This window comes from Alteromonas sp. 76-1 (assembly GCF_900654235.1).
Taxonomy (GTDB): Bacteria; Pseudomonadota; Gammaproteobacteria; order Enterobacterales; family Alteromonadaceae; genus Alteromonas; species Alteromonas naphthalenivorans.
On record NZ_LR136958.1, the window covers coordinates 1,417,973 to 1,430,974 of the forward strand.

General features: G+C 43.8%; 10 protein-coding genes. All 10 read right to left on the reverse strand.

Going from position 1 to position 13,002, the window contains the following annotated elements:
• Positions 1 to 19: 19 nt before the first annotated feature.
• On the reverse strand, positions 20 to 1,828 hold the full coding sequence (locus ALT761_RS05930) for a GGDEF domain-containing protein (RefSeq protein ID WP_172602856.1): 1,809 nt from the start codon (positions 1,826 to 1,828) through the stop codon (positions 20 to 22).
• A 442-nt stretch (positions 1,829 to 2,270) separates the two neighbouring features.
• Positions 2,271 to 2,975 (reverse strand): DUF3379 family protein, encoded by a 705-nt coding sequence (locus ALT761_RS05935; RefSeq protein WP_129737287.1) that lies wholly within the window; start codon positions 2,973 to 2,975, stop codon positions 2,271 to 2,273.
• Complete coding sequence (locus tag ALT761_RS05940; protein ID WP_129737289.1) at positions 2,968 to 3,525, reverse strand: sigma-70 family RNA polymerase sigma factor; 558 nt, start codon at positions 3,523 to 3,525, stop codon at positions 2,968 to 2,970. The genes ALT761_RS05935 and ALT761_RS05940 overlap by 8 nt, the downstream gene beginning before the upstream one ends.
• 172 nt (positions 3,526 to 3,697) lie before the next feature.
• Complete coding sequence (locus tag ALT761_RS05945) at positions 3,698 to 5,548, reverse strand: DUF885 domain-containing protein (protein ID WP_129737291.1); 1,851 nt, start codon at positions 5,546 to 5,548, stop codon at positions 3,698 to 3,700.
• Between the two features lie 153 nt (positions 5,549 to 5,701).
• Positions 5,702 to 7,483, reverse strand: coding sequence for a BatD family protein (locus tag ALT761_RS05950; RefSeq protein WP_129737293.1), 1,782 nt, complete (start codon positions 7,481 to 7,483; stop codon positions 5,702 to 5,704).
• On the reverse strand, positions 7,484 to 9,481 hold the full coding sequence (locus ALT761_RS05955; RefSeq protein WP_129737295.1) for a vWA domain-containing protein: 1,998 nt from the start codon (positions 9,479 to 9,481) through the stop codon (positions 7,484 to 7,486).
• Positions 9,481 to 10,515, reverse strand: coding sequence for a vWA domain-containing protein (locus ALT761_RS05960; RefSeq protein WP_129737297.1), 1,035 nt, complete (start codon positions 10,513 to 10,515; stop codon positions 9,481 to 9,483). The genes ALT761_RS05955 and ALT761_RS05960 overlap by 1 nt, the downstream gene beginning before the upstream one ends.
• A complete protein-coding gene (locus ALT761_RS05965) occupies positions 10,508 to 11,080 on the reverse strand; it encodes a DUF4381 domain-containing protein (protein WP_129737299.1) in 573 nt (190 codons plus the stop codon). Before ALT761_RS05965 ends, ALT761_RS05960 begins: the two co-directional genes overlap by 8 nt.
• A complete protein-coding gene (locus ALT761_RS05970; RefSeq protein WP_129737301.1) occupies positions 11,080 to 12,042 on the reverse strand; it encodes a DUF58 domain-containing protein in 963 nt (320 codons plus the stop codon). Before ALT761_RS05970 ends, ALT761_RS05965 begins: the two co-directional genes overlap by 1 nt.
• Positions 12,043 to 12,045: 3 nt before the next feature.
• Positions 12,046 to 13,002, reverse strand: a complete 957-nt coding sequence (locus ALT761_RS05975; RefSeq protein WP_057793039.1) for an AAA family ATPase — start codon at positions 13,000 to 13,002, stop codon at positions 12,046 to 12,048.

Genomic DNA, 13,002 nt, shown 5'->3' on the forward strand with positions numbered 1-13,002 from the left:
GCCGAAATGGACGTTGATTTTATATGTTTTCATTCAAATAAGCGGGGAACGACATGGTTTCTATCTTACCTCTGCCGGTACTTTTAGCGCGATAGAGTAAATTGTCGCATGCCTTAATAATCTTATTAATATTACGCTCGCCTTTTACCTGAATGACGCCGGCAGAAAAGCTAGCACTGAAAGTGGACTCAGTTGCTGACCAACTCCTATTGCTCTCTAACGATTTTTTTATGTCTTCAAGCAAGGCATTCGCGTTTTCTTCTGTTGTATCGTGCAAATATAACAAAAACTCTTCACCGCCATAGCGGCAGAACTTATCTGTCTTTCTAATACGCTGGCGAACAACTTGCCCAAATTTTGTTAGTACTTCATCCCCAACCACATGACCATATCTGTCATTGACTTGTTTAAAGTGGTCTAAGTCGATAAGTACTAAACAGGATGCAATGTTGTTGGACATTGGTTTTGCGATTTCTTTAAACATAGCGCGTCGAAAAAGGGCGCCTGTCAAATCATCAATTTCACTGGCTTTAGCCCGTGAGCGCTGTTCACGCCAAAACCAGAAAAGTAAAAACGTCGACATCAGGGCAACTAACGCAAAAGTGAAAGCTTGGAATCGCTCCGCTTTTAACTTTAAGGTTTGTTTGTCTTTTAATCGTGCCATTTCTTGCAACTTGTTAATGGTGATGTCTCGTTGCAACGGTGAATCGATACTTAACTCATCCAGGTGTATATATGACCTATTGGGCTGGCTTTTCAGAAAATCGTACTGATGCTGGTGGTAAAGCGCTTTCTTAAAATTACCTCTTAACGTAAATAAATCTCTAAGAAGGGTATGTTTGCTTAGTAACATAAACCTGCTGTAAGAAGAACGCTTAGCTTGTGAGTCAAAATCCGACGTTAACAAATTCACGGCCTCTTCGAATTTAGTGTCGCTGCCTTTAAGGGCCAAATAAGTTGCTTTAAAAGCAGATAATACGGGCACTAAATTGATGTTACTGGGAAGTGTAATGCCCTCAAAGTGAGATAAATTTTCAGTTAGCGCGGCTATTTTCTCACGATCGCCCTGTTTATCTCTGTGAAGGTAAACACTAACTTTTAACCACAAGCTGAATAGCGTTTGTTGAACACTTCGATTTTCGCTAGAAACTTGCTCAGCCTCCTCCACCAATGTTAAAGCATCATCGAACCTTTGTAAGTGGTTAAGGCTATTGATTATTCCAACATATACGTAGGACGTCGCAATGTTATGTTCGTGGCTATCTTCTATGACGAACCTCTGGTGAGCGACAGCGCGACTATAAACATCCATATTAGTATAAGCATCGGCGAGCCATGAATGCGCCGTTCTTTTATTAAGTGCAGTTTCTAGGTTGTACTCTTTATCAAAATGTTTCAAGAAAGGCAGTGCATATTCAATTTCCACGACTGCTTTCATTTGATTTATTTCGGAATATTCCATTGCAAGCCAGATGCTTGCAATGGCGACCGCATGATGATTTGTGGTTTTTAGGGCTTCTTGTTTGAGCGAATAGAGTAGGGGAATACTATATTCTAAACGTTCACTCGTTTCTAAATGCGCATTCGCAGTTTTATACATAATGAAGACGGCTTTTAAAGCAAAATACCGGCTTACGTTAATATTTTTGAGATACTCCCAATCAGTTGGCGAGGCTTCCTCAACCAAATTCAAGGGAAGTTTTGAATCTGGAGTAGATAGGGAACTGTCTAAGTGATAAAGAACGGTTTTGATTACCTTACCAATCTCTGATGAATCCTGTTGAATTCCGCTCTTTTCAACCAGAGTAATGATCTCATCGTTACTCATCCCTGAGGGGCTATTCCACATGTACATAACAGTGTTAACAAGATTGCCTAATTGGCGAAACTTTTCTTCTTCGATTTGAAAGTTATTAGCAACCGCATTAACTGAAGTAAGAGAGAGCAGGACTGCGAAAAAAAAGAGGCGTGTCTTCTGAAAAAAGAAGTAGAAAAGGGGGGAAGCCGCACGACTAAAGCGTATATTCATAGGGTAATACTCGTTTTCTTATCTCAACTAGACGGGCGCTAGGGCAGAAAAAACGAGACCAAATGTTATTATTGTTAGACTATAGTATAAAGTAAACTGTGCAGTGTTTAAATATACTGGGCCAGATAACTATATTTCATCTTATACTTAAGTATAAAAAAAATCGGCCGCTAGGGCCGATTAAAAAGGTGGGTATAATGGACACCGTTGAACTATTTAACGTGAATAATTGAAGCTTAAGCTAAGCAGAAAAGTGAATTCTGTCGGTAACGGCTTTTTTCATTTCTGTTAAGTCAGCGTCTTTATTACCAACAACCATAATATTGGCGTGATGCATTTTTATGCTTTCGCCATGATATTGCTTGTCTTCAAACTCAGCTGGTACTCTCACATCACCGCGCTCGGGCACGATAAACACAGACATTTTCCCTTGCGGGGTATCAACAATAAGATGCAAACTTCTTACCGTACTTAAGTGGCAGTAGTTAACCACTTCAACATCACCAATCATGTCTGTAAAACTGCCACCAAAGCTGGCTAGTTTTGCATTAACTTGCTCTAAATCTACTGGCAATAACGTATGCGCTCGCTCAGTCTCTGCGTATTGCATGTGGGCAAGTGCTTGCCCGCCAATACTAACCGGCTGGTGATACCACATGGTAAAACCTATCCCAACGGTAAAAGCAACACTAGCGGCCATAGCAACATACCAGCGACTTCGCTTCTGGTAGCTTGCAAATTCATTCGCCGATTGCTGCCAAATAAGTTTGTGCTTTAAATCTTCAGGCACGTCTACTTTTACAGCTTGCTTTAACTGCTTATCGAATTGCTTTTGTTCGTTCCAGAATTTACGTTTGCTTTCATCAGCTTTCGCTGCGGCGATAACATCACTGTCAGTGGTTTCTGGATCGGCGTAAATTCGACGCCTAAATTCTAATTCATCCATTTGCCTGACCTCTCTGTTCATTTTGCCTTTCTAATGCCTCTCTCAATTGGTTTCTTGCTCGAAATAATCGTGTCATCACGGTATTCTTATTTAAATTCAGTTGCTGTGATATTTCATCACCACTAAAACCAAATATAAGCTGCAAGACCAGGGGCTCACGATATTCGTCGCTTAGTCCGCCTAATAAACGATGTAGCTCTCTGTCTTGTACATCGCCTTCTGCATCTTGGGTTTCATCATGCACCGACACATCATCGATATCGACAGTATCAAATTGCTTACGTTCGAAACGACGCGCATTTTCACGGCGCAATATGGTAATTAACCATGATTTGGCCGCTTTTTCATCGTTGAGTGAGTCGAGTGAGCGCCATGCTCTTAAAAAGGTTTCTTGCACAATATCTTCCGCAACCGAGCGGTCTTTAACCAGCCAGTATGCATAGCGGAATATATCTGCGTGAAACGCATTGACGAGCGCTTCGTATCGTTTGTGTTTTGCTTTCATGTTGGATAAGACCCGACTGCTTCCAGATCTATTTCGTGCAAACATAAAAAATCCGACATTTTTTAATTTTATTAATTATGACACAAAAAAGCAGCCAGAAGGTTTATCCTTAAGGCTGCTTTAAGTTTCATTGCTAGAGGTTATTAAATTGCGTAGAAAGCAGATTTAATAACAAACGCGTCTAATGTTAGAACCCGTTTAATTTTGAAATACACAACTAGCCGACTTTCTTACTGGCTATCCAGGTATTAATATTTTCTTCTAAAATTGATAGCGGAACAGGCCCATGTTTAAGTACTTCATCATGAAAACCGGCCCAATCGAAATTATCACCAAGCTCAGTCATCGCTTTTTCTCTGAGTTCCATAATTTTGAGCTTACCAATCATGTAGGCTGTTGCTTGACCCGGCATGGCAATATAGCGCTCAATCGCTTTTTGAGCATCGTATTCTGGGTTAGGCGTATTTTCAACTAAGTAGGTTACCGCTTCTTCGCGACTCCACTTTTTAGCATGAATACCCGTATCAACTACCAGTCGGCATGCACGCCATAATTCCATTGCAAGGCGGCCAAAGTCAGAGTAAGGGTCTTGGTAGAAGCCCATATCTTTAGCAAGCTCTTCGGAATAAAGCCCCCAACCTTCAGTGTAAGCCGTAAAGCTTAAGAATTTTTGGAACTGAGGTACGCCTTCAAGTTCTTGTGCAATTGCGCGTTGCATATGGTGACCTGGAATACCTTCATGGTACGCCAATGCTTCAAGTTGATAGGTTGGCATTGCGCTCATGTCGTAAAGGTTTGCGTAATAGGTACCGGGGCGGCTACCATCTTGCGCAGGGCTTTGGTAAAAGGCCTTTCCTGCTGATTGCTCACGGAACGCCTCAACACGTTTAACCACCATAGGCGCTTTAGGAAGAATGCCAAAGTAATCTGGTAGTGCTTCGCGCATATCGTCAATGGCTTTCGTTGCGTCATCTAAGTATTGTTGACGTCCGGCTTCAGTGGCAGGAAGATAAAATTGTTCATCTTCACGCATAAATACGAAGAACTCTTGCAACGTGCCTTCAAATTCTACCTTTTTCATAATATCGCGCATAGCGGCATGGATACGCTCAACATTCTCAAGGCCTATCTGATGCACTTCATCGGCGGTTAAATCAGTGGTAGTAAACCAGTTTAAGCGGTTCTGATACCATTTGTCGCCATCAGGCAAGCGCCATACACCATCACCTTCAGGAGTAATGTTTTTTTGATGTTCTAATTCTTGAATAAAGTCTTTGTAAGCCGGCATAACAGAAGTGACTAGCGCGGCTTTTGCTTCACCCAACAAGGATGTTTTCTCTACATCATCAAGCTCAAGGTTATCAACCTTGGCATTAAAGTCTTCCCAAATAGTGGAAGGCGTATCGCTGGTATCAAAAGGGGCGCCAGTAACCACGTTTTGAGATGCAGTAACCATCTGATCATAAGCCCAAGCAGGGGGGAATACGCCGGCTTGCTCACGTAGCTTCATCTGACTAATGACCTGTTTGAAATACTCACTCACATTGTCTAAACGGCTAATATAAGCTTGGGCATCTTCTTTGCTTTTTACGCTGTGTATATTAATAAGGAAACTAGGGACTTGGGTATGCGCGGCACGAAATTGGTGTACGACATAGCTGTGATGACGAAACTCGTCGTTAGCTAAGTCTCTTTCAATACCTAATTTGTACAAACGAAGACTTAATTTTTCTTGCTCGTTCAGCTTAGTTGTATCGAAACTTTCAATAGTTTCAAGGCGGTTTTTAGCCTTAGCAATGTTTTTTTCTTTTTGCTCTTCAGAAACATCATTCCACTTATCGTAGTCCCACTTAATGCCTAAGTAGCTTTGAAACATAGGCGAGCTTTTAAGGTCTTCTTCGAAAGTGCGTTCAAAAAATGCATTGACTCGTGCGGAATCAGTTTGGCTTTCAGTTTCTACTGCTGGCGGCGGTTGCGTGGTTTGGCTTGTTTCAGATGCGGGTGAACATGCCATTAGCCCAAGCATTGCAACAGCAACGGGGGATAGCGATAACAGTGGTGCTTTCATGAATTCTCCTGGTTAGGTGGTTGCGGTAGTATTTCTACCGTCTAATTTTTAGCGCTGTCTTAAAATTTGTACCCCTTGGCACGGGTTAATGTCTATTTTTCAAGTCACTCGTGCCAAGTAGTCCAAGTAAAGCGCTTTTCCTTTGCGCAGTATCTAGGTAGAGGGGTACAAATTAGTTAAGGTATTTTTACCAGACTTCTTGTTTTTTAACCAAGTATCTCTGGCGTTTTTAATCGCACTTTGCATTGATTCTGATTTCCAATCGCCTTTCGACTGACTAAATCGCGTTTGCTGCAATGCATTTAAATGAGGCTGAATCTCACTAGTTGCACCGTGGTCGGAAGGATTTATAAACCCTCTTTGGTTGGGATATAAACACTTCAACCAGGTTTGCAATGCTGGTGCAATTGCCGATGTATGACTTGCTTTTACTGACGCCATTAACGCTTTAAATGCTGCTGCTTCATCACCCGAGTTCGCTACTGAAAAAGTATTAGCGGAAGTGGCCGAATAATCTGGCTTTTGCTTTCTTTGTATTAGATAAGTCGCTATCCAGGCAATAACGGTGATCACCCAAAGACCTGCAAATAGCCAAGTTAAGTAATGGGTAGTTTGCGCTTCGCCATTATTGGCTACTGAATTTTGTGATTCACCATTTAGCCCGCCATCACTTTCAGTTTGGCCAGCTTGATTAGCAGGCATTGAAGTCGCGTTACTAGTCGGTTGATTATCGAAACCTGATTGATTAGGCATAGAAGGTGACGTTGCCCCAGCATCTGGTTGAACGTTGGCTGGCTGAACGGTGACTGTGCGGGCAGGGATAGTCGCATACTCTGTCTGCTCGGTTAAGGTATTAAACCAAGGAATAGTGACTTCCGGTAATACAAAGCTGCCTGCTTGAGTTGGAATTACCGCCAGTGAGCTTTTACGTTGTGCAATCAGCGTACTGTCTTTTTCTACCGTGGTAGTAGAGGATTGATCTGGATATAACTTGAAGTGGGGCGGATAAAACTCTGGTATTTCAGGTAACTGTTCTTCCACTACACCTAGTGCTGTAAGTGTTACCACGCGAGTGATCGGCTCGCCGACTACAAAGGCATCACCTTGGGGCCATTCTTCATCAACTCGTGCCATTTCAGATGGTAGCCAAGGGTAATCTATACCCGCGGGGATCGGTTTAATATTGACCGTAATATCGGGCCCAACACGATTAACTTGCTGAGTTCGGTTGAACAATCCAAAGCGCTGATTCGTATTAGCAGCAGCCACTTCAGCAGTAAAAACTGGCCCTCTAATGGTAAATTCACCTGATGCTTGGGGCACAATGGCAAACTGGCGTTCGATAATTTGGTAACGTCTACCATTTACAATGTCGGTATACTGTTTGTCATCACCTAACTGCTTTATTTCGGCGTTTTGCATGGTAGGTGATTGCAAACTCCCGCGCTCAATATTCGTCGCCAAATGCAGTTTTATGGTGTAGAAAAGCTGTTGGTTTAAATAGGCTTCTTTTAAATCAATATCGGTAGTCACAAAGTAATCGCGCGCGACATTATCAGACTGTTGAACAGGTATAACACTCACCGACATAGGCGCAGATTGTTTGCCTTCTATGCTAATAGCCGGAATGGTAAAGGTACCTTCTTTGCGCGGAAACAAGGTGGTAGTCCAGGTAGTGGTTTTCTTGGTGTCGAAGTTCACAATAGATGTTTGACTGCTTACCGACGTTCTACCAACAACGAAGTCTTTTAGTAATATTGAGCTATCAAACGACTCACGGTCTGCGCCGCCATTTGCCACAACGGTTAACCGAATAGCCTCATCAAGCATAACCGGATTTTTATCGATGGTGGCTTCAACCGAAGTCACATCTGCCAGCACAACCATGCTGCGTAAAAGTAAGAAAAGGGTTGTAGTGAATAAAATTGCTTTCATCTACCAATCACTCCGATTTGAAGGCATGCGTTGTCTTTGGCGCTTCTGCGCTTCTAATTGCATTTTTCGTTTTAATAAGAACGCGGGGTCATCTGGTACTCTGCGCATTAAATTTTCAAGACGTTGCTGTTGTTCTTTTTCAGCATCTGTCATCTCGCCAGCTTGAGCCATGGCTGCATCGGTTTCTTGCTGGGTTTCATCTGTACCTTCTTCATTTCCAGTATTTTGTGGGGTACCTGAGTCTTCTTTGTCGTTTTCTTCACCGTTGGCACCATCTTGCGCGTCAGACTCATTTTGGTTCTGACTATCATCTTGTTCACCCCCTTCATTTTGTGAAGATTGGGGGTCATTTTGGCTATCACTTTCATCGCTCGCATTTTGATTATCAGACGCGTTCTGCTCGCCATTTTCTTCAGATGAGTCTTCATTGTTTGAACCATCATTACTTTGGCTATCTTGGCTATTATCGTCGCTACCTTCTTGATTTTCACCTTCGCCAGAATCTTGTTGGTTGTCACCCTCATTTGATTGCTGACTTTCTTGATTTTGCTGTTCTTGTTCTTCTTGTTGCTGCTTCAACTGTTCCAATAACGCTTTATTTTCTGCAGCATCTTGATAATTAGCATCTAGTGATAGCACTTCATCATATTTGGCGATGGCCTCATCTAGCTTGCCTAAACGAGCCAATGCATTGCCTTGGTTGTATAAACCTTCAATACCGCCTTGTTGTTGATAAGCGGCAAGTGCCTGTTCGTAATCGCCGGCTTTGTAATGTGCCGCGCCTTGCCACGCAGGGTCTTCAAAAGTAGAGGCGGCTTCATCAAATGCGTTATCAGCGTAGTTTGCTAACCCTTCTTGATTGGCATTTAAAAAAGGTTTTTCCCACCACGACACAGAAGGGGAAGCCGAATTCTCTGACGGTGGTTCTTGGGCCACAGATTGCGCAATCACTGGTTCACTGCTCATTGGCATGTAGATAGCTGCTATAACAGCAAAGACTAATCCGCGCCGAAACCCAAATGCGATCAAGGGAAGTAAACCCAATAATAGATAGGGGCCAAACTCGCGCCATTGGTCGCCTTCAGTATCACTCGCATCTTCCTCAGATTCGCCGTCTCTATCAAGTAACGACAAAGAAGCGAGTGAAGTAATATCATCATCATTAGTGGTGATTTCACTAAATTTACCGCCGCTAGCTCGTACAACGGCATTGACTGCACTGCTATTAAGTTTAGGGATCACAATAGCGCCACTTACATCTTTAAGTAACTCACCTGTTATCTGCCTTATAGGGGCACCGTCATCTGTTCCGACGGCCAGCGCATTTAAGGTGAAAGGTAATTCGGCCACGTACTCTTGTAGTTCTTGTTGCTGGCGTAAGTCAACGCCATCGGTTATCCAGTAGATCATACCTTTACTGTAACCCGCGTTCGTTAATAACTCAGCTGCGGTTTCAATGCCTAACAAAGGGTCGCTACCAGGAACGGGCATGATTTCGGGTGATAGACTTGGAAGCAGGGTAGTGATATTGGCTGCATCTTGAGTGAGTGGGCTCACTACAAACGCGTCTCCCGCATAAGCCACTAAGCCCATTTCACCCTCGCCAATCTGGTTTACAAGGTCGATGGCTTTATATTTGGCGCGGGTAGCTCTATCTGGAGTAATGTCAGTAGCACGCATCGACAGAGACATATCCATTACAATGACATGGCCCATTTTAAGTTGATAAACCGGTTGGGGGAGGCGTTCCCATGTTGGCCCTGCTAAGGCAAAAACCGCTAGCAACCATCCTAATGCAAGAAGCCAGAACGGGGGCTTCTGCCCTTTCGTAAATTTCCCTACCACCATATGCTGATATAAATGTGAGGGAATAACCGATTGCCAGCCCGACTTTTTCGACGTATTTCGCTTAAGGGCTATATAGAGAATAAGCGCGGGAATAAGTGCTATAAACCACTCGGGTCGCAAAAAATGGACATTGTTAATAAAGTCTTCCATTACACACTTTCCTTTTTATCGCTTGATGAAAGAGGTGTGCGTGACAATGATTTAATCAATGTACTTCCAATCATTGTTGATGCCCATAAGGCAGACAAAGCTAAGGCAACCGCCAATGGAAAGTAGAAAAGGGCTGTAAGCGGCCGCATTTTGCGTGCTTCACCTTGAATAGGTTCTAATGCATCTAACTTTGCGTAAATGGCTTCTAACTCATTTACATCTCTAGCGCGGAAGTATTGCCCGCCTGTAGAGGTTGCAAGGTCACTTAGCATGTCTTCATCTAACTCCTGCGAGGGGTTCACCTGTCGACTACCAAAGAAACTTTGAATAAGCATTTTATCTGCGCCTACGCCAATGGTGTAAACCTTCACTTTTTTATTTACTGCCAACTCTTTTGCTTGCTCAGGGGTAATAAAACCAGCGGTATTTTGTCCATCGGTAAGCAAAATAAGTACATTGTTTGACTCTTCTTTTTCATCAAATCGTTTTACAGCCAAACCAATAGCATCGCCAATAGCGGTTTGCTCTCCCACCAAACCAATCACAGATTCGCTAAGTAAAGTCGAAACCGTATCTCTGTCATAAGTGAGTGGCGCTTGAAGGTAGGCAGTATCGGCAAACAATATTAAGCCTAAACGGTCACCCACGCGGCGCTGGATAAAATCGTTAAGCACAGACTTTGTCATGGTCAGTCGATTCACTTGCCTGCCATTTAACTCCATGTCATCAATTTTCATACTGCCGGATAAATCTACCGCCAACATCATTTCTCGGCCTTCGCTTGGAATGCTAATGGGTTCACCCAACCATTGAGGGCGTGCTGCTGCAATCACCACGCAGAGCCAAATTAGCGATGCAATAACCACCGGGATTTTGCTGCTTTTAAGCGGTGAGGGAGTGTCTTGTATACCCGGTCTCAACGCAGGCACTTGTAACGCAGCCATAACGTGCTGGGGTTTCGCGGGCACTAAATATCGAACCAGTATAGGAAGGGGAAGTAGGAACAAAGCCCACCACCATGCAAACTCAAGCATGGGTTGCCTCCCGAACTTTTTGCTGTTCGAACGATGATGGCTGTTGTGGATCCTGCTTTCCCTCATTATTCGAAGGCGAGGTGACGTTAAAGTGCTTCACCCACGCATTGGCTGCTTGACTACATTCGTTAAAATGCTTGTTATCACATTTGGGCGCGTACTGCTGCGAATGCAGCGTAGATAGTGATTCGCTCATAGTATTTTTGCGTCTTTCTGGCAGCGTATTCAATAGAAAATTATGCCAACTGTTTCCATAAAGCCCTGCTACTTCTGGTGGTTTGAAATAGGTCACGGCGGTACGTTTTAGTACACTATTGATTTGCATAGGCCAGTTTTCATCTGAAGATGAGATACTTCCAAGCAGTTTTAGTGCATCGCGACGAGGCTTGTTAAATTTGTGCTTTTTGACAAGATAAACAATGAGGCTTATAGCACCCGCTAAAAATAACGCAATTAAGCACCACCAGCCCCAGTCCAGAGGCCAGATGTCTACATTGTTAGGAACGTGTATATCTTTAAGCTGTGCAAGAGGATCGGTTTGCGGCATACCTTGGGCTGATTGCATCAAAAACGCTCCTGTTGCATGCCTTGAATTTGAGTATCAAGAGGCAGTCCCGCAGAAATATGGTAACGAGAAATATTTGCTTGTTTAAGTGATTTTTCCATTGCACTGTTTTGTTGTTCACGCCAACGTTGATAGGTATCTTCTTCTTTTCTGTCACCTAATAACCATCGCTGTTGGTTAATGCCATCGGAAACGCTTACCCGTTGAACGGCTCGAGTTTGAGGTAGTGTATGCTCAATAGGATCGTCGACAATAATTGCTCTCACTTCACAATGGCGTGAAAGTTGACTTAAATGCTGCTGCGCTGCGCTGCCTAAATGCTGAAAATCAGAAAGTAGATACACTAGGCTGCCGGGGCGAGCCAAGCGACGAAGCCGAGCACACGCGTCGGCAAAGGCTTGGACATCGGCCTCTCTACTCGCTACCTGCTCATGGCTGGAAGCATGTAAATCCATCAATTCGTGACAAATGTGCAAAACAGCCCGTTTTCTAGCAAGGGGCTTCACTTCTTTATGCTGGCTTTGGTTAAATAGCAAGGCACCTACTTTATCGCCATGGGCTGCCGCAGACCAACTTATCAACGAACAGATGTGGGCTACCTGCATAGATTTGGTCAGTAATCGTGTTCCAAACATCATTGATGGCGAGAAGTCGCAAAACAAAAATACAGGGCGTTCTCGCTCTTCACGATATATTTTGGTGTGGGTTTTACCGGTACGGGCGGTAACTCGCCAGTCGATTGCTCGAATGTCGTCACCTGGTTGGTAATGTCTAGCCTCATCAAACTCCATGCCTCGACCTTTATGTTTGGTCAAGTAGCTACCGGCAAGGCGAGCTTGAGGTGAGCGCTTGGGCGCTAGACTAAATAATTTTGCCAACTGCTGATACCGCAATAGTTCAGCAGTAGACAAATTAACCCCATTGGTTTGCAGTAACGCTAACTGCGAATGAACATCACTCATCGTTTATGGAACAGCTACGGTAGCAACAATTTGGTTCAATACATCGTTCATGGTAATGCCTTGCGCTTCTGCGTGATAAGACAAAATAATGCGATGGCGAAGTACATTATGTACTACCGCTTGAATATCATCAGGGCCAACGAAATCTCTGCCACTTAACCACGCATGTGCGCGTGCGCATCTGTCTAAACTAATGGTGGCACGAGGGCTAGTGCCCATAGCAATCCATTCGGCAAGGTTGGCGTCAAATTTGGCTGGCTGTCTGGTCGCCATCACCAATTGCACTAAATACTGCTCAAGTTCGGGCGCCATATGTAGTGCTAGCGCCTCTTTACGTGACGAGAAGATATCTTGCTGGGTTAATTTAGGCGGCGTTACTGGCGGTACTGATAATGCTTCACCACGGGTCAAACGCAAAATCTCTAATTCTGTTTCGGCATCTGGATAATCAATATCGACGTGCATCAAAAAGCGATCGAGCTGAGCTTCTGGCAATGGGTAAGTCCCTTCTTGTTCTAAAGGGTTCTGTGTCGCCATTACCAAGAATAAAGGGGGAAGCGGGTAGGTCTTGCTGCCTACCGTTATTTGGCGCTCAGCCATAGCTTCTAGCAGCGCCGACTGTACTTTAGCTGGAGCACGGTTTATTTCATCAGCCAATACTAAGTTGTGAAATAGTGGGCCTTTTTGAAAAACAAATTCACCGGTTTCAGGGCGATAAATATCAGTGCCGGTTAAATCAGCAGGCAGTAAATCAGGGGTAAACTGAACGCGATGAAAGTCACCGTCGATACCATTAGCAAGCGCGTTAATTGCTCTGGTTTTTGCTAGACCTGGAGGCCCTTCTACTAAAAGGTGCCCATCAGCTAAAAGCGCAATAAGGAGGCTTTTGGTAAGTGCACTTTGACCAATGATTTGCTGGTCTAAATACTTCTGCAATTGCTGAAATTGTTCCGCTGCCAT

Coding starts and splice junctions, on each gene's coding strand:
- ALT761_RS05930 (WP_172602856.1), bottom strand. CDS start 1,828: ATGAGTAACGATGAGATCATTACTCTGGTTGAAAAGAGCGGAATTCAA.
- ALT761_RS05935 (WP_129737287.1), bottom strand. CDS start 2,975: ATGGATGAATTAGAATTTAGGCGTCGAATTTACGCCGATCCAGAAACC.
- ALT761_RS05940 (WP_129737289.1), bottom strand. CDS start 3,525: ATGTTTGCACGAAATAGATCTGGAAGCAGTCGGGTCTTATCCAACATG.
- ALT761_RS05945 (WP_129737291.1), bottom strand. CDS start 5,548: ATGAAAGCACCACTGTTATCGCTATCCCCCGTTGCTGTTGCAATGCTT.
- ALT761_RS05950 (WP_129737293.1), bottom strand. CDS start 7,483: ATGAAAGCAATTTTATTCACTACAACCCTTTTCTTACTTTTACGCAGC.
- ALT761_RS05955 (WP_129737295.1), bottom strand. CDS start 9,481: ATGGAAGACTTTATTAACAATGTCCATTTTTTGCGACCCGAGTGGTTT.
- ALT761_RS05960 (WP_129737297.1), bottom strand. CDS start 10,515: ATGCTTGAGTTTGCATGGTGGTGGGCTTTGTTCCTACTTCCCCTTCCT.
- ALT761_RS05965 (WP_129737299.1), bottom strand. CDS start 11,080: ATGCAATCAGCCCAAGGTATGCCGCAAACCGATCCTCTTGCACAGCTT.
- ALT761_RS05970 (WP_129737301.1), bottom strand. CDS start 12,042: ATGAGTGATGTTCATTCGCAGTTAGCGTTACTGCAAACCAATGGGGTT.
- ALT761_RS05975 (WP_057793039.1), bottom strand. CDS start 13,002: ATGGCAGCGGAACAATTTCAGCAATTGCAGAAGTATTTAGACCAGCAA.